The 17,136-nt window shown below is 66.5% G+C and carries 12 protein-coding genes and 1 tRNA gene; 9 read left to right on the top strand and 4 right to left on the bottom strand.

Features of this window, described 5'->3' with window-relative positions; genetic code table 11:
• Positions 1-30: 30 nt before the first annotated feature.
• Positions 31-195, top strand: coding sequence for a hypothetical protein (locus tag AWC12_RS31240; RefSeq protein ID WP_162562269.1), 165 nt, complete (start codon positions 31-33; stop codon positions 193-195).
• 152 nt (positions 196-347) lie between these two features.
• A complete protein-coding gene (locus AWC12_RS25690; RefSeq protein WP_024448618.1) occupies positions 348-632 on the top strand; it encodes a WhiB family transcriptional regulator in 285 nt (94 codons plus the stop codon).
• Between the two features lie 29 nt (positions 633-661).
• Here the strand turns inward: AWC12_RS25690 and AWC12_RS25685 are convergent, their stop codons facing one another.
• The 3 genes from AWC12_RS25685 to AWC12_RS25675 are packed head-to-tail and all read right to left on the bottom strand — an operon-like array spanning position 662 to position 4,282.
• Complete coding sequence (locus AWC12_RS25685; protein WP_024448619.1) at positions 662-1,999, bottom strand: macrolide-binding ATPase MABP-1; 1,338 nt, start codon at positions 1,997-1,999, stop codon at positions 662-664.
• A 42-nt stretch (positions 2,000-2,041) separates the two neighbouring features.
• On the bottom strand, positions 2,042-2,875 hold the full coding sequence (locus AWC12_RS25680; protein ID WP_024448620.1) for a cyclodehydratase: 834 nt from the start codon (positions 2,873-2,875) through the stop codon (positions 2,042-2,044).
• Positions 2,876-2,932: 57 nt separating this feature from the next.
• Positions 2,933-4,282 carry a zinc-dependent metalloprotease gene (locus AWC12_RS25675; protein ID WP_085177903.1) on the bottom strand — a complete coding sequence of 450 codons (1,350 nt, stop codon included), beginning with the start codon at positions 4,280-4,282 and terminating at the stop codon, positions 2,933-2,935.
• A gap of 113 nt (positions 4,283-4,395) precedes the next feature.
• Between AWC12_RS25675 and AWC12_RS25670 the strand changes: the two genes are divergently transcribed.
• The 7 genes from AWC12_RS25670 to AWC12_RS25640 all read left to right on the top strand — a co-directional run bounded on the left by AWC12_RS25670 (position 4,396) and on the right by AWC12_RS25640 (position 16,497).
• Positions 4,396-5,418, top strand: a complete 1,023-nt coding sequence (locus AWC12_RS25670; protein ID WP_085177937.1) for a YlbL family protein — start codon at positions 4,396-4,398, stop codon at positions 5,416-5,418.
• A gap of 88 nt (positions 5,419-5,506) precedes the next feature.
• Positions 5,507-8,527 carry a UPF0182 family protein gene (locus AWC12_RS25665; protein WP_085177902.1) on the top strand — a complete coding sequence of 1,007 codons (3,021 nt, stop codon included), beginning with the start codon at positions 5,507-5,509 and terminating at the stop codon, positions 8,525-8,527.
• A 13-nt stretch (positions 8,528-8,540) separates the two neighbouring features.
• Positions 8,541-11,972 carry an ATP-binding protein gene (locus AWC12_RS25660; RefSeq protein ID WP_110808751.1) on the top strand — a complete coding sequence of 1,144 codons (3,432 nt, stop codon included), beginning with the start codon at positions 8,541-8,543 and terminating at the stop codon, positions 11,970-11,972.
• Between the two features lie 185 nt (positions 11,973-12,157).
• Positions 12,158-12,775, top strand: a complete 618-nt coding sequence (locus AWC12_RS25655) for a hypothetical protein (RefSeq protein ID WP_085177901.1) — start codon at positions 12,158-12,160, stop codon at positions 12,773-12,775.
• Positions 12,776-12,916: 141 nt separating this feature from the next.
• Positions 12,917-14,305, top strand: a complete 1,389-nt coding sequence (locus tag AWC12_RS25650; RefSeq protein ID WP_085177900.1) for an FAD-binding oxidoreductase — start codon at positions 12,917-12,919, stop codon at positions 14,303-14,305.
• An 81-nt stretch (positions 14,306-14,386) separates the two neighbouring features.
• Entirely contained in the window at positions 14,387-16,339 is a 1,953-nt protein-coding gene (gene htpG, locus AWC12_RS25645) for a molecular chaperone HtpG (RefSeq protein ID WP_085177899.1), read from the top strand.
• 81 nt (positions 16,340-16,420) lie between these two features.
• Positions 16,421-16,497, top strand: a tRNA-Met gene (locus AWC12_RS25640).
• 39 nt (positions 16,498-16,536) lie between these two features.
• Here AWC12_RS25640 and AWC12_RS25635 read toward each other — a convergent pair.
• On the bottom strand, positions 16,537-17,136 hold a 600-nt coding region (locus AWC12_RS25635), incomplete at its 5' end, for an integrase core domain-containing protein (RefSeq protein WP_207576482.1).

The raw sequence follows: 17,136 nt of genomic DNA, 5'->3' as shown, positions 1-17,136 counted from the left end.
CTGCCATGTGCGAAAGGAGGGTGTCCGATCATGTTGAGCAATGAAATGTTCTCCGGCGTAAGCGCTGCCGGTGTGCGCACCCTCCATGTCGCAGGGCATCCCGCGCACCCCGCTGCCATCGCAGCTGCTGTCGCCGCGCCGCGTAAGCGTCGTGCCGCCGGCACGGTTGCCGCGTCCGTGAGGGGCTTCGTCTAGGTACAGCCCGAACCGCCACCCAAGGCCACGGACCCGCAATCGCCGGATCCGTGGCCTTCTTGTTTCTCAGAGCAACTGGTCATCGATCCACCGAAAAGAGTTCGCAAAACCCAACCGACGAGAACTAACGACCAGGAAGCAGAGGACCGGACATGTCTTCGCCGACATGCGAGATGACGACGCAGACGAAGGTGATCGTGCCGTGTCATGTTGAGGAACCCGATCTGTGGTTCGCCGAGGATCCGCGTGATCTCGAACGTGCCAAGGCGCTGTGCGCGCAGTGCCCCATCCGGCGGGAGTGCCTGAACGCGGCGCTGGAGCGTCAGGAGCCGTGGGGCGTGTGGGGTGGCGAGATCCTCGACCGGGGTACGGTCATCGCTCGCAAGCGGCCGCGCGGCCGGCCGCGTAAGGACGCGAAAGATCCTGTCGCCGCGTAAGTTTCACGCGGCGACGGGGTCTACCGCCGTCAGACCTCATCGGGGTTGGCGAACCCCGGCACCTTATCCATCGCGATGCGCCGCGTATCGACGTGGGCGTCGAGCTGGCAGGAGATGGCGACGATCGACGCGAGAACCCGCATCGGGATGATCAACTTCGGCGGGATGTCCATCTGCCGTGCGGTTTTGATCTGCCCGGGGGCTTTCTCGAGGTCGAGCGCCGTCATCTTCTGCAGCCACTTGCGTGTGTAATGGAAGACGGGAACCTCGAGTGGTTCGACATACTGCTTGAGCATGTCGTCGATGTCCCGCGTCGACACCTTCTGGCCCTTCTGGATGAAACCGACCTTCTCCATGGTGGGCAGCAGCTTGTCGTAATTCTTGTCAACGGCATAGCGCAAGATCTGGCCCAGTTCGATCGGCCAGCCGCCGGGCATCGGTGCCACTGCGCCGAAGTCGATGACACCCATCTTGTCGCCGGGCAGCAACATGAAGTTTCCGGGATGGGCGTCGCCGTGCACCATCTCGAGCCGGGTCGGCGCGTCGTCGCAGAATTCGAACAGCCGGGTGGCCATGAGGTCGCGTGTCGCCTGATCGCCGTCGCGGATGATCTGCGAGAGCGGGATGCCTTCGATCCATTCCTGGATGACGACCTTGGGCGCACTGGCCACCACGTGCGGAACGACGAAGTGCGGGTCGCCCTCATAGGCCTTCGCGAACGCCCGCTGGTTGTCGGCCTCCAGCCGGTAGTCGAGCTCCATCTCGGTGCGCTCGATCAGTTCGTCGACCACACCCTGGACGTCGGCGCCGGGGGAGAGTTGCTTGAGCACGCTGACCATGCGCTGCATCGTCTTGAGGTCGGCCCGCAGCGCCTCATCAGCGCCGGGATACTGGATTTTGACGGCAACTTCGCGGCCGTCGGACCACACGGCTTTGTGAACCTGGCCGATGCTCGCCGATGCCACCGCCTTGTCGTCGAACGACCGGAAGCGGTCACGCCACTTCGTGCCGAGCTGCTGGTCGAGGACGCGGTGCACTTTGGCGGCAGGCAGCGGGGGTGCCTCGCGCTGCAGCTTGGTCAGCGCCTCGCGATACGGCTTGCCGTACTGCTCTGGAATCGCGGCTTCCATCACCGACAGTGCCTGGCCGACCTTCATAGCGCCGCCCTTGAGTTCGCCGAGGACGGTGAACAGCTGCTGAGCAGCTTTGTCGAGCAGTTCCGCGTTGACCTCGTCTTTCGACTTGCCGGTCAGTCGTTTCCCGAAGCCGAGGGCGGCACGCCCGGCCATGCCGACGGGCAGCGACGCCAGTTTCGCATTTCTGGCTGCGCGCCCCCGCTTGATCTCACTCACGAGTCCATCATCCACGACTCCGACGAACTTCCACCAACCAGTTGGGAACCCGTGCTCTCAACATGTGCACTCGCGGTGGCGCGACCATCGGCGAGCCTCGATCGAACCGCTCGCGACGTCGAATTCGAGTGTGGTGTCCAACGTCGACGGCGAGCGTGCCGCAGATCCGGCGCCGTCGGCGCGGATTCCGCGAGCAATCGATTCGATCTCGTGCAACGCGAGCGCCGCAGTGGCCAGCAGGGTGGCCCGGTCCGCGCTGCCGATGGTGCGGCACAGCTGTGCGGCGACCGCGGGCCAGGCCGCATCCCGATCGCTGCGATGCAGATCGCCGCACCGCAGGCAGCTGGTCACTCCCGGGATTACCAGAGGACCGACGAGTCCGGTGCCGTCCCGGACTCGGACGGGGAGGTGCGGCACGCCGGCCTCGTGTAAATCACGGACGAGCCGAGGATCGGCCACCAGGTAGTCGGTCAGGACCACTAGATCGGACCGCCCGGTGGACGCGTTCGTCCGCGTGCTGTGGCTGATACGCATGTTGGAGCAACGCAACGACGCGATCAGCAGGTCGGTCAGTGGACCGTCACCGTGAACGCGCACTGAGATCGCCGGGACGTGAGTGCGCGGGGCGGACGTGAGGACGCCGTTGCTCACCAGGTGGGCGACGAGACCGTCGACGACGGCGGCATCCACGCCGTGGCCCGCCGCGATCGTCTGGAGTTCGGTTGTCGTCGCGGCGTTCTGAAGTATGCGGAGCAGTTCGACGAGGACGGTGCGCGACAGCCCGTCAGGCGGGCGGACGACGACCGCGCGCCGCGGATCCCACCCGACCTGGACGGTGCCGTCGGGCCGTGAGAGCACGGGGGTGCTGGGGCTGAGCGCGTATCGCGTCATGCGTCGACCCTGTCACGCTGCACCGACGCCGCAGCGAGTTATCCACAGGCAGACGAACTACGCCTTGGGCTGGTCGTCGCCGTCGTCTCCGCGCTGGATGTCGCGTTCCAAATCGGCGAGAGCTTCCTCGATACCGCTGGTGTCGCCGCCGATCATCCGGTCGATGAAGCCTGCGGGCTCGTCGAGATCCGCCGCGCTCGGGAGCAGGTCGGGGTGCTGCCAGACGCCGTCGCGGGCGTCGGCGCCGACTGCCTCGGTGAGCTTCGCCCACAGATCGGCGGCCTCGCGCATCTTGCGAGGACGCAGTTCCAGTCCCACCAGCGTCGCGAATGTTTGCTCAGCGGGGCCGCCGGTGGCACGCCGCCTGCGCAGCATCTCGCTCAAAGCTGCCGTGCCCGGAATGCGCTCGCCTAACGCGTCGGATACGACGGTGTGCACCCAGCCTTCGATCAGCGCCAGCATCGTCTCCAGCCGTTCCAGCGCAGCAGTCTGCTCCGGGGTGGCCTTGGGCTCGAAGATGCCCTGATTGAGCAGCTGCTCCATTTCGGACGGATCGGTCAGCGACGCGGGATTGAAACCGCGGGCGAACTCCTCGATGCCCGACATGTCGATCTTGGTTCCCTTGGCGAACGCCTCGACGGCGCTGAGCAGTTGGCTCGACAGCCAGGGCACGTGGCTGAACAGGCGGTGGTGGGCGGCTTCGCGCGCCGCCAGGAACGTGACGATCTCGCTGCGAGGTTGCTCGAGGCCTTCCGACAGCGACTCGACCGCTTCAGGCATGAGTGCCGCGACACCCTTGGGGCCCAGCGGAAGTCCGATGTCGGTGGACGTGAGCACTTCCTTGGACAGCGTGCCGAGAGCCTGACCCAGCTGAGATCCGAACGCCATGCCGCCCATCTGCGACATCATCGCGAGCAGCGGGCCGGCCATGGCCTTGGCCTCCTCGGGCAGCGCTTGCGCCCACACCGTCGAGATCTGCTCGGCGACCGGATCGCACAGCCGCTTCCATGTGTCCATGGTGTTGTCGATCCAGTCGGTCGGCGTCCACGCCGCCGTCCGGGTGGTGCCCGCAGGCAGTGGGGTCACGCCGTCGAGCCACGTCTCGGCGAGACGCACCGCGTCTGAGATCGCCGTCGCGGTCTGCTGGGGGACCGGGGCGACGAAGCCAATCGAGCTGGCCGCGAGCTGGCGCGCCAGGTCGTAGTTCACCGGACCGCCGGACGAGCCGCCGGTCATCGACGTGCCTGCCCCGCTGAACATCTCACCGAGCTTGGAGAAGATCTGACCGAGCTGAGACATGTCGAATTCACCGCCCGGCATCCCCATACCGAACGGATCCTGGTCTTTCTTGGGCTTGTCGCGGTCGGGGTCGTCCCCGGCGGAGAAGCCGAAGGGCAGGTCAGCCATGCCCCCAACGGTACTCATGGTGGGCTCGTCATGCGCCTGCGCGGGTCACGCTGAGAGTGAACCGGGGTGGTCTTCGCGGCCCGACTCAGCCATTGCCCTTTACTGTGGGCGGCGTGAACAGGCGGATGTCGACCCTGATCGTCGCGATGGCGCCGATCCTGATCTTCGGGCTGCTGCTGTCCGCGGTGACCGTGCCGTACGTGGCTCTGGGGCCGGGGCCGACGTTCGACACCCTGGGTGAGGTCGATGGAAAGGAAGTCGTCGACATCGAGGGTGCCGACCTGCACAAGACGTCCGGACACCTGAACATGACGACGGTGTCCCAGCGCGACGGGCTCACGCTGGGCCAGGCACTCATCTTCTGGGCCTCGGGCCGTGACCAGCTGCTGCCGCGGGACCTGGTGTATCCGCCGGACAAGACGCGAGAAGAGATCGACGAGGCCAACAGCGCCGACTTCCGGCAGTCCGAGGACAGCGCCGAGTACGCCGCACTTCATTACCTGAAGTATCCGATGGCGGTGACCGTGGAGAGCATCGACTCCGACGGCGCCTCCAAGGGCAAGCTGCAGGCCGGCGATGCGATCGACGCGGTCAACAACAAGCCGATCGCGACGCTGGAGGAGTTCCAGGAACTGCTGAAGTCCACCAAGCCCGGCGAGAAGATCATCGTCGACTACCGCCGCAAGAACGAGCCGGCGGGCACCATCGAGATCACGCTCGGCAAGCATCCCGACAAGGATCAAGGCCTGCTCGGGGTCAACGTCCTCGACGCCCCGTGGGCCCCGTTCACCATCGACTTCAACCTCGCCAACATCGGCGGCCCGTCCGCGGGCCTGATGTTCAGCCTGGCCGTCGTGGACAAGCTGACCACAGGCGACATCAACGGAGGCAAGTTCGTGGCGGGTACCGGCACGATCACCGGCGACGGTGTCGTCGGCTCGATCGGCGGCATCACCCACAAGATCGTGGCGGCTCAGGAGGCGGGCGCAACGGCGTTCCTGGTGCCTGCGGACAACTGCGCAGAAGCCAAGACCGCGGAGGTCTCCGGGATCGAGCTCCTCAAGGTCGACACGCTGGAACACGCGATCGACGGGCTGAGGACGCTTTCGGCTGGTGGCGAACCTCCCCGCTGCTGAGTCGGCGGCACTGGTCGGATGCGTAAAGTTATGGCTGAGATAGCGCACCTGTAAATCTGCTGGGAATTTCTGAGAGTGGAGTAATCGAGTGGGTATGCGGCCCGCGGCGAGAATGCCGAAGCTGACGCAACGAAGCCGGGTTCTGATCGCGGTCGCCCTGGCCGTCGTGGTGCTGCTGCTGTTGGGACCACGGTTCGTCGACACCTACGTCGACTGGCTGTGGTTCGGCGAGCTCGGCTACCGGTCGGTGTTCACGACGCAGATCGTCACCCGCCTGGTGATCTTCTTCGTCGTCGCGATCCTGCTCGGCGCGGTCGTCTTCGCCGCGCTGACGCTGGCCTACCGCACCCGGCCGGTGTTCGTGCCGACGGCGGGACCCAACGATCCGATCGCGCGCTACCGCACCGCGGTGATGGCGCGGCTCCGTCTGGTGGGCATCGGCGTGCCCGCTTTCATCGGCGTGCTCGCCGGTTTCGTGGCGCAGAGCTACTGGCAGCAGGTGCAGCTGTTCCTCAACGGCGGCAGTTTCGGGGTGACCGATCCCCAGTTCGGTATCGACCTCGGTTTCTATGCATTCGACCTGCCGTTCTACCGACTGATCCTGTCGTATCTGTTCGTCGCCACGTTCCTGGCGTTCATCGCGAACCTGCTGGGGCACTACCTGTTCGGTGGCATCAGGCTGGCCGGTCGCAGCGGGGCCCTGAGCCGCGCGGCCCGGATCCAGCTGATCACGCTGGTCGGAATCCTCATGCTGCTCAAGGCCGTTGCGTATTGGCTGGATCGCTACGAGCTGCTCAGCCACACCCGCGGCGGGAAGCCGTTCACGGGCGCGGGCTACACCGACATCAACGCGGTGCTGCCGGCCAAACTGATCCTGATGGCGATCGCGGTGATCTGCGCTGTTGCCGTGTTCTCCGCGATCGTCCTGCGCGACTTGCGGATCCCGGCGATCGGTGTCGTGCTGCTGCTGTTGTCGTCGCTGGTGATCGGTGCGGGCTGGCCGCTGGTGGTCGAGCAGATCAGCGTGCGTCCCAACGCGGCACAGAAGGAGAGCGAATACATCAGCCGCAGCATCACCGCCACCAGACAGGCTTACGGCCTCACCGAGGAGGCGGTGACCTACCGCGACTATGCGGGCAATGCCACGGCTACCGCACAGCAGGTTGCCGCAGATCGTGCGACGACGTCGAACATTCGCGTGCTGGATCCCAACATCGTCAGCCCGGCGTTCACGCAGTTCCAGCAGGGCAAGAACTTCTACTTCTTCCCCGAGCGGCTCAACATGGACCGCTACCGCGACGCGCAGGGGAACCTGCGCGACTACGTGGTCGCCGCCCGTGAGCTCAACCCCGACCGCCTGATCGACAACCAGCGCGACTGGATCAACCGGCACACCGTGTTCACTCACGGCAACGGGTTCATCGCCTCGCCGGCCAACACGGTGCGCGGGATTGCCAACGACCCCAACCAGAACGGTGGCTACCCCGAGTTCCTGGCCAGCGTCGTCGGCGCCAATGGTGAGGTCGTCTCACCCGGGCCCGCACCGCTGGCGCAGCCGCGCATCTACTTCGGCCCGGTGATCGCCGGCGCCGCCGACGATTACGCGATCGTCGGTGGGAGCGGCACCCCTCGTGAGTACGACTACGAAACCAACACCGACACCAGGAACTACACGTACACGGGCAGCGGTGGCGTCCCGATCGGCAACTGGCTGACGCGCAGCGTGTTCGCCGCCAAGTACGCCGAGCGGAACTTCCTGTTCTCCAACGTCATCAACGAGAACAGCAAGATCCTGTTCAATCGCGACCCGGCGGAACGTGTCGAGGCAGTCGCGCCGTGGCTGACCACTGATACCACGGTGTATCCGGCGATCGTCAACGAGCGCATCGTCTGGATCGTCGACGGTTACACGACGCTGGACAACTATCCGTATTCGGAGTTGTCGGTGTTGTCCTCGGTCACCACCGACTCCAATGAGGTCGCGCAGAACCGGCTCCAACTCGACAAACAGGTCTCCTACATCCGCAACTCGGTCAAGGCCACGGTCGACGCGTACGACGGCACCGTGACGCTGTACGCCCAGGACGAGCAGGACCCGGTGCTTCAGGCGTGGATGAAGGTCTTCCCGGACACCGTCAAGCCCAAGAGCGACATCAGCCCGGAGTTGCAGGACCATCTGCGCTACCCCGAGGACTTGTTCAAGGTGCAGCGAGCTCTGCTGGCCAAGTACCACGTCGACGACCCGGTGACCTTCTTCTCGACGTCGGACTTCTGGGATGTGCCGCTGGATCCGAACCCGACGGCCAGCAGCTTTCAGCCGCCCTACTACATCGTCGCCAAGGACCTGGCGGAGAACAACGACTCGACCTCGTTCCAGCTGACGAGTGCGATGAACAGGTTCCGACGTGACTTCCTGGCGGCTTACATCAGCGCCAGCTCGGATCCCGAAACGTACGGTCGAATCACCGTTTTGACCGTTCCGGGACAGGTCAACGGTCCGAAGCTGGCGTTCAACGCGATCAGCACCGACACTGCGATCTCGACTGAGCTGGGTCAGATCGGTCGCGACGGCCAGAACCGGATCCGGTGGGGCAACCTGCTGACGCTGCCGATGGGCGACGGCGGATTGCTGTACGTCGCACCGATCTATGCGTCGCCGGGCAACACCGACGCGGCATCCACCTATCCCCGACTTATCCGCGTGGCGATGATGTACAACGACCAGATCGGTTACGGTCCGACGGTGCGCGACGCGCTGACCGATTTGTTCGGTCCGGGTGCGGACGCCACCGCCACGGGGCCTGCGGCCACCGAGCCGCCGGCCGGCCAGCAGTCGCAGCAGCGTCCGCCGGCCAACAACCAGCCGCCGGCGGCACAGCCGCCGACCCGCCAGGGACAGGCGCCGCCCGCTGCACAACCGGAGGTTCCGGTGGCGGTTCCTGGGGCGGGCCCGACTCAGCTGTCGGCAGCCAAAGCCGCTGCGCTGCAAGATGTCAACGCGGCACTGGATGCCCTGAAGGGCGCCCAGGAAAGTGGTGACTTCGCGCAGTACGGCGAAGCGCTGCAACGCCTCGACGACGCTGTGACCAAGTACCAGTCCACCAACTAAGCCACCGACGCCGGTGCGCTATCGGTTGCTCGGGCCGCTGCAGGTGGTCGACGGGGAAGTGCCGGTCGACGTCGGGCCGCGCAAGCAGCGGGCAGTACTGGCCGCTCTGCTGCTGGCGCAGGGCCGGGTGGTGTCGACGGACCGGCTGATCGATGCCGTGTGGGGTGATGACGTCCCGGCCAGTGCGACTGCGAGCCTGCAGGTGTACATCTCGAACCTGAGGCGCGCACTGCGCGGCGAGTCGCAGATGGCGTCGCCGATCGTGCGTCGGTCACCCGGCTACTACCTCGACGTCGCGACCGACGATGTGGATGTCTCGGTGTTCGCGGCGAGCTGCGCCCGTGCGGCCGCGGCCATCGACGGCGAGCGGTGGGATGAGGCGCTCCGCGAGGCCGACGCAGCGCTGGGCGTGGTGCGGGGTGACCTGCTCGAGGACATGGGAGACGTCGACTGGCTGCGCGAGGACGCGGCGCGGCTGACCGAGATGCGCACGGAATGCCTTGCCAATAAGGTGATCTCGCTTCTGGCCTTGGGAAAGTCGGCGCAGGCGGTGACCGAGGCGTCCCGGTTGCGTGAACTGGAGCCACTGGCTGACAGGGGCTGTCGGCTGCACATGCTGGCGCTCTATCAGGCGGGGCGGGCCGCTAACGCGTTGGACGCCTATACGCGTCATGCGCGGATGCTGGACGACGAGCTCGGGCTCGAGCCGGGGGCGGAGCTGCGTGGTCTGCAGACCGCTGTGCTTCGGCAGGCCCCCGAGCTCGCCGGGTGGCCGCGTACTCCGGAGTGGACGGGCGCGGGTGCCCTCCCGGAGCCTGACCCGGTGCCGCCACCGGCGATGGCCGTGGAAGCCACTGCGCATCGTGCCCCGCTGGTGGGACGTGACCGCGAACTCGCAAGGGCTGCAGAGGTTCTGGCCCGCGTAGCGGCCGGCGCAGCGCGCTGGCTGGTCCTGTCGGGACCGCCGGGGATCGGCAAGACCCGGCTGGCCGAGGAAATCACCGGCCTCGTTGCTGAGGGTGGCGGTGACGTGGTGTGGGTCAACTGCCCCGATGAACGTGGTACGCCACCGTGGTGGCCGATGCGGCACCTCGTCAGGGCGCTCGGTGCCGACGCCGACGAGGTACTTGAGGTGCCGCCGCACGCGGATCCCGACACGGCCAGATTTCTTGTTTACGAACGTATTCAGACACTCCTCGAATCGGCGCCACGGTTGCTGGCCGTCGTCGTGGACGACGTCCAGTGGTCTGACACCGCCTCCGCGAGTTGTCTGTCCTACATCAGCGGCTCGCTTCGCGACCATCCCGTCCTGGTGGTCGTCACCGTCCGCGACGGTGAGCACTCGCCGGAAGTCGCGCGGCTGCTCAGCACGGTTGCCCGCGGTGAACACAACCGTCACATCGAGGTGCCCGCACTGTCGTCGGCCGATGTCGCCGTCCTGGCGAACGAGGTCGCCGAGGACACCGTCACCGCAGCCGAGGCCGCGGAGCTCGCCGCGCGCACCGGCGGGAACCCGTTCTTCGTCTCCGAGTATGCGCGACTGCCGCGAGAAGAGCGGGTGGGCAATGACATTCCGCATGCCGTGCGTTCGGTCCTCGACCGCCGGCTCGCCGCGCTCGACCCGGCCGTGGTGCAGGTGCTGCGGGTCGCTGCGGTGATCGGCGACGAGATCGATGCTGGTGCCGTCCCGGTGCTGGCCGCTGCCACCAGGCTGGACCTGGACACTCTTGCCGACTACCTCGACGAAGCGGCCGATGAGCGCATCATCGTCGCGGCGCATGCGGGCGGCGGCTACGAGTTCGCCCATGGTCTGCTCCGAGAGCAACTGCTGGCAAGCATGCCTGCGTTGCGGCGTCAGCGGATTCACGCCAAGGTTGCCGAGGTTCTGGCCGACAGCACGGCCCAGGATGCGCCGACGCGCCGGGCGCAACATCTCGTCGCCGCTCAGCCGCTCGTCGAACCGGCGCTGATCGTGCAGGCCTGCCGTCTTGCGGCCGAACACGCGACGGCGCAGTGGAGTTCGGACATCGCCGCGCGATGGTGGCAGGCCGCGCTGGACGCCTATGACAGCCAGCCCGTATCGGTACGTGATGACGGGGAGCGCGATGCGCTGACGGTGGAACTTCTGGAAGCCCACTCCCGCGCGGGCCGTGGGCAATTGGTGCTCGACAGCGTGCAGCGCTACCTCGGTGAGGCGTTGCGCAGCAGGCAGGTCGCATCTGCCGGACGGGTGGCCAGTGCACTGCTGCGGGCCAGCGGCGGATGGCCGTGGCTGGCGCCGGGTCACGATCCCGGTGAGCTGCTGGGGCTGCTCGAACGCGCCGCAGCGCTATCGGAAGCAGAGCCGGCGTCGGCGGCGCGGGTGCTGCCCGCGCTCGCCGTAGGACACTGCTATCACCCCGATGCGACCATAGCGCCCGGTCTGCTGGATCGAGCCGAGATTCTCGCTACCGGGACGGGTGATCCGGACGTCATCGCCGACGTCTTGATCGGCCGGCTGATCACGTTTTCCGGCGTGTCGACGCTGAGCGCAGAAACTCTGTCCTGGGTGCAGCGTCTGAAATCACTGCACCACAGCAGGTCTCGTGAGGACGCGGTGATCGCGCATTCCGTCGCGACGATGGCGGCGATGAACCTCGGTGACGTCGACGGGGCACGCCGATACGTGCAAGCCGGGATCGCGGGTAGCGAAGAGCTGCAGTTACCGGTCTTGCGCGCGCAACTGCGGTGGATGGAGGCGGTGCTCGCGGTTTGGATCGGTGACTTCGCCGAGGCGGAACGCCACCACGCCATCGCCGCCCACGTCCACGAGCAGACCGAACTGTACGAGGCCGGCAGCGGGCTGCTGGCCACCGCGACGCTGTTGCGTGAGAGAGGTGGCCCGGTCGATCCGAGCTGGAACAGCCTGCGCGCCAACGAAGAGACCGGTGGCATGGGCATGGTCGGCGTGGTGCGCACCGCGGTGCTGACCTTGCTGGACGGGCCCGAGGCTCGGGCCGAAGGGCTTGCCACCTTGCGCCAGTGGGCGGGCAACCCGGACCGGGCTCACATCTGGACGACGCTGGGCCATCACACGCTGCTGGCCCATCTCGCCGCCGACCATGACCTGCCCGAGTTCATCGATCCGCTGCTGAACGCGCTGAACCCGTTCCGCGATCGGATCGCGGTCATCGGCCAGGTCGGGTTGGCAGGGCCCGTCGCGTTGGCGACGGCGCGGCTCCACGCGTTGCGGGGGGAAACTCCGCGTGCACTCGCGGACATCGCTGTGGCGCGCGGTATCGCCGAGCGCACTGCAGGGGTCCCGGCGCTTCTGCGGTGCCGGCTACTGGAGCTGCAAATGGCCGAACCGACAGCCGAGCGCGCTGCGGCGGCATCGGCATTGGCATCGGAAGCGGCCGGGGTGGGCATGGCTGCGGTCGCTGCCGCCGCCCGCGCCCTTATATGACCGGTCGTTCGGTTGCACCGCGAGCGCGCGTGTTTGCACGCCGACGCGCCGCTATCGCCGGCATTTCGCGCACGCTCGCCGCGATCGAGCGCCCGCATCGCCCATTGCCCCGAATCCTTGGCAGGAGGACGATCGAAAGGTCCGGCGGCGCCGCTGGGACGCTGCCGCGTTCGACGGAGGCAGATATGTATGCGCGCAGCTCCACCATCCATGCACGGTCCTCGGCGATAGACGCGGGGATCGCCTACATCCACGACACGGTCTGGCCCGCGCTGACGGGTCTGGACGGCTACATCGGCCTGTCGCTACTGGTCGACCGGCTCAGCGGCCGGTGCATCGCGACCACGGCTTGGGAGTCCGAGGAGGCGATGAAGGCCAGTGGGCCCGCCACCAAGGACTACCGCGACCGGGCGGCAGAGATCCTCGGTGGGCGCCCCACAGTCGACGAGTGGGAGATCGCGGCGCTGCACCGCGACCATCGCTCGTTGCCCGGCGCGTGCGTGCGGGTCACGTGGGCCCGGGTCGACGCCAACGAAGCCGATCGCGCGATCGACGGCTTCCGGCTGGCCACCATGCCGGCGCTGGAGGAGTCGGACGGGTTCTGCAGTGCCAGCCTTATGGCTGATCGCGATTCGGGCTTCGGCGTGGTGTCGGTGACCTTCGACAGCGCCGAGGCTATGAGGAGAAGTCGCCACGCCCTCGACGAGCTGGAGACCGCCTCGATACGCGATGGCGTGCAGGTGCTCGACAAGTGCGACTTCGACCTGGTGTTGGCCCATTTGCGGGTGCCCGAACTGGTGTAGACGCGTCGTGGTCTGCCGCGCGTCATTCGTGAGCGCGCGGTAGCGTCCGCTTGGATTTTTCTTGGTTCGCCTGCTTAAGGCGCTGCCAAGCCTGGTCGGCGATGCTGCACGCCGACACAAGGCATCCGAGAAAGGACTCCCATGACGATGACGGCCGACCTGAGGCGCGACGAGGCGCTGCGCACGCTGCGCGACCAGGTTGCGACGCATGTGGCGCTGCCCGGTGAACCCGGCTATGAGCGCTGCATGCCGTGGAACGTGGCGGCACCCGTGAACCCCGCGGCGGTGGTGCTGGCGACTTCCCCCGAGGACGTGGCCGGCGCGGTCAGGTTCGCCGCCGCGCACGGCTTCACCGTCACGGTGCAGGCGACCGGGCACGGAGCCGTCGGTGTCGGCCCGGACACCATCCTGGTGCAGACCTCGGCGATGAAGCACGTCGATGTGGACCCGCTGAATCGCACCGCGCGGGTGGGTGCGGGTGCCCGCTGGCAAGACGTCATCGACGCCGCGGCGCCGCACGGCTTGGCTCCGCTGTGCGGGTCGGCGCCCAACGTCGGCGTGGTGGGATTCCTGACCGGCGGTGGGATCGGTCCCCTGGTGCGGACGTTCGGGGTCTCGTCGGACCACGTGCGCTCGTTCGATGTGGTGACCGGAGAGGGTCGCCTGCTGCGGGCGGCACCCGACGAGAACGCCGACCTGTTCTGGGGTCTGCGCGGGGGCAAGGCGACGCTCGGCATCGTGACGTCAGTCGAGATCGACCTGCCGTCGGTCTCCGAATTCTACGGGGGTGCTGTGTTTTTCGACGGCCCCGACGCGGCGGCGGTGCTGCACGCCTGGCGCGAATGGTGTGCGGATCTGCCCGAGATGGTGAACACGTCGATCGCGATCCAGCAGTTGCCACCGCTGCCGGGCGTGCCCGAGCCGCTGGCGGGCCGGATGACAATCTCGGTGCGCTACACCGCTGTCGGCGATTTCGCCGAAGCAGAGCGGTTGCTCGCCCCGATCCGAAATGCGGCCGCTCCGCTGATGGATACGGCCGGAGTGCTGCCATACGCGGCCATCGGCGCGGTGCATGCCGATCCGCTGGACCCGATGCCGGTCAACGAAGACCAGGCGCTGCTGTCCGGCCTGCCCGCCGAGGCCGTTGACGCGATCCTCGCGGTCGCGGGGCCCGGATCGCAGTCGCCGCAGGTGATCGTCGAACTTCGGATGCTCGGGGGAGCGATGGCACGCGAACCGCAGCACCGCAGCGCGTTCTGCCACCGGAATGCGGCGTTCGCGCTCACGGTCATCGGGGTGTCGGCTCCCGAGATCGCGGCGATGGTGGTCGAGCACGCGAGGGCGGTGACGCAGGCCGTGGCGCAGTGGTCGACGGGCGGTCAGATGCCGAACTTCGCACCCTCCTATGACCCGGCACGCCCGTCACGGGTCTACACCCCGGACACGCTGCATTGGCTCGCCGCACTCGCCGATCGTTACGACCCCGCGCGGGTGCTGGCGACGGGTCAGGTCATCCGGACGCCTGCGTAGCCGCCGGTACAGATCTCCGGTGACACTGGTTACTATTTTCCTCCCGGCATCCGAGGTCGTTTTGTCGAAGGGGAAACGCGCATGGCCGCACACGTCGAGCAGCTCGAATTCCAGGCGGAGGCACGCCAACTGCTGGATCTGATGATCCACTCCGTCTACAGCAACAAGGACTCGTTCCTGCGGGAGCTCATCTCGAACGCTTCCGATGCGCTGGACAAGCTTCGACTGGAAGCGTTCCGGAACAAGGAGCTGGACGTCGACACTTCCGATCTGCATATCGAGATCGATGTCGACAAGCAGGCGCGCACTCTGACCGTGCGTGACAACGGCATCGGCATGTCGCGTGACGAGGTGGTGGGGCTGATCGGGACGCTGGCGAAGTCGGGAACGGCCGAGCTGCGGCAACAACTGCGCGATGCCAAGGAAGATGCCTCCGAGGCACTCATCGGCCAGTTCGGGATCGGCTTCTATGCAAGCTTCATGGTGGCCGACCGCGTGGAGCTGCTCACCCGCAAGGCCGGGGAGAGTGAGGCGACCCGATGGGAGTCCACCGGCGAGGGCAGCTACACCATCGAGACGGTCGAGGCGACCGGAGACGCAGTGCCGCAGGGCACTTCGGTCACGCTTCACCTCAAGCCCGAAGACCGAGAGAACGAGCTGCACGACTACACCTCGGAGTGGAAGATCCGGGAGCTCGTCAAGCAGTACTCGGACTTCATCGCATGGCCCGTCCGTATGGACGTCGAGCGCCGGACGCCGGCGACCGAGGACGGTGGCGAGGAGTCGGTCACCGTGGAGACACAGACCTTGAACTCGATGAAGGCGTTGTGGGCCAGGCCCCGCGACGAGGTTTCCGACGAGGAGTACACGGAGTTCTACAAGCACATCGCCCATGCGTGGGACCAGCCGCTGGAAATTATCGCGATGAGGGCGGAGGGCACGTTCGAATATCAGGCGTTGCTGTTCATCCCATCGCATGCGCCGTTCGACATGTTCAACCAGAACGCTGCTGTCGGGGTTCAGCTCTACGTCAAACGTGTCTTCATCATGGCCGACTGCGACCAGCTGATGCCACCGTATCTGCGATTCGTCAAGGGCGTCGTCGACGCACAAGACATGTCGCTCAACGTATCTCGCGAAATCCTGCAGCAGGATCGGCAGATCCGGGCGATCCGGCGCAGGCTCACCAAGAAGGTGCTCTCCACGATCGCCGAGATGCAGAACGAGCAGCCCGAGAAGTACCGCACCTTCTGGACCCAGTTCGGCCGAGTCCTCAAGGAAGGATTGTTGAGCGACACCGACAACCAGGAGACACTGCTGCGCCTGTGTTCGTTCGCCTCGACCCGCAGTGAGGACGAACCGACCACGCTGGCCGAATATGTCGCCCGCATGCCGCAGGAGCAGAGCCAAATCTTCTACGCCGCAGGCGAATCGCGGCAGCAGCTGCTGAACTCGCCGCATCTGGAGGCGTTCAAGGCCAAGGGCTACGAGGTGCTGTTGCTCACCGACCCGGTCGACGAAGTGTGGGTGGAGTCGGTTCACGAGTTCGACGGCAAGCCGCTGCAGTCGGTCGCCAAGGGCGAGGTGGACCTCGACTCCGAGGCCGACAAAGACGCCCAGGAAGCCGAACGCCAGGAGCGTGAGAAGGAGTTCGCCGACCTGACCGCCTGGCTGAAGGAGACCCTCAGCGATCACGTCAAGGAAGTGCGGCTGTCCACCCGCCTGACCGATTCGCCGGCGTGCCTGATCACCGACACCTTCGGCATCACACCGGCGTTGGCCCGTATGTACCGCGCGTCCGGTCAACCGGTCCCGGTCGAGAAGCGGATTCTGGAGCTCAATCCCAACCACCCGCTCGTCGTGGGACTCCGGCAGGCGCACCTGAGCCGGGGCGCCGACGACGAGCTGACCGGTACCGCCGAGTTGCTCTACGGCACCGCTCTTCTTGCCGAGGGAGGCGTGCTGGAGGATCCGGCGCGGTTCGCAGGGCTCCTGGCAGAGCGGCTGACACGCGCGGTCGGGGACTCGTCCTAGACAGGTTTTAGCCCCCAACGGGTCGCTGAGCAGGCGATTTGGAGGGCTGGCCGCGGCCCCGGTAACCTAGCGTTCACCCGACGCGGGGTGGAGCAGCTCGGTAGCTCGCTGGGCTCATAACCCAGAGGTCGCAGGTTCGAATCCTGTCCCCGCTACCATGTGATGTCGCAAGACATCGGAATAGCCGCGGACCTACTTTAGGTCCGCGGTTTTTTCCGTTTGGGGCCTTTGGGGGCGCCGGTGGGCTGGTAGTCCCTGGTGGGGTCGAGGATGAAGTCGCGCAGGACTTCTCCGGTGGCGGCGTTGATGACGGTGATGTGGTGGTCCTGGGCGAGGACTAGGACGCGGGTTCGGTAGCGGTGGCGTCCGATGCCGATGTGGTGGAGGCGGCCGTTGACGCGCAGGGTGATGGCGCCGGCTTGATCGACGCGGTCGGTGCGGACCCGGTTGTGGGTGTCTATTCGTGTTGCTGGGGTGGCTTTGGGTCGGCTGGTGTAGATGACTGCTGGGGTGGCTTTGTGAGGTAGTGAGCGGTGGGGTCGGCGGTGGTTGTATTCGTCGGTGAATGCGTCGAGCTGGGTTTGGAGTTCGTCGATGGTGCTGGCTTTGGGTTGGTGGGTGAGCCACTTTTTGAGTGTTTGTTGGAAGCGTTCGACCTTCCCGCAGGTGGTGGGGTGGTTGGGGGTGGAGTTGATTTGACGGATTCCGAGGCGGTGTAGCTGCCGACGGTCACGTAATTCCCCAGGGGCTGCCGTCACGTAATTCCTCATGTTCGGGCCCTGCTGTGGCGAGGATAG

Origin of the sequence: Mycolicibacterium iranicum (assembly GCF_002101705.1) — a bacterium.
Taxonomy (GTDB): Bacteria; Actinomycetota; Actinomycetes; order Mycobacteriales; family Mycobacteriaceae; genus Mycobacterium; species Mycobacterium iranicum.
Note: the sequence above shows the minus strand (reverse complement) of the source record. Positions and strands in the feature narration are given on the sequence as shown.

Excerpts from the sequence above, each read along its gene's own strand:
- AWC12_RS25675 (WP_085177903.1), bottom strand. The coding sequence starts at position 4,282 with ATGGCTGACCTGCCCTTCGGCTTCTCCGCCGGGGACGACCCCGACCGC.
- AWC12_RS25680 (WP_024448620.1), bottom strand. The coding sequence starts at position 2,875 with ATGACGCGATACGCGCTCAGCCCCAGCACCCCCGTGCTCTCACGGCCC.
- htpG (WP_085177899.1), top strand. The coding sequence starts at position 14,387 with ATGGCCGCACACGTCGAGCAGCTCGAATTCCAGGCGGAGGCACGCCAA.
- AWC12_RS25650 (WP_085177900.1), top strand. The coding sequence starts at position 12,917 with ATGACGATGACGGCCGACCTGAGGCGCGACGAGGCGCTGCGCACGCTG.
- AWC12_RS25655 (WP_085177901.1), top strand. The coding sequence starts at position 12,158 with ATGTATGCGCGCAGCTCCACCATCCATGCACGGTCCTCGGCGATAGAC.
- AWC12_RS25690 (WP_024448618.1), top strand. The coding sequence starts at position 348 with ATGTCTTCGCCGACATGCGAGATGACGACGCAGACGAAGGTGATCGTG.
- AWC12_RS31240 (WP_162562269.1), top strand. The coding sequence starts at position 31 with ATGTTGAGCAATGAAATGTTCTCCGGCGTAAGCGCTGCCGGTGTGCGC.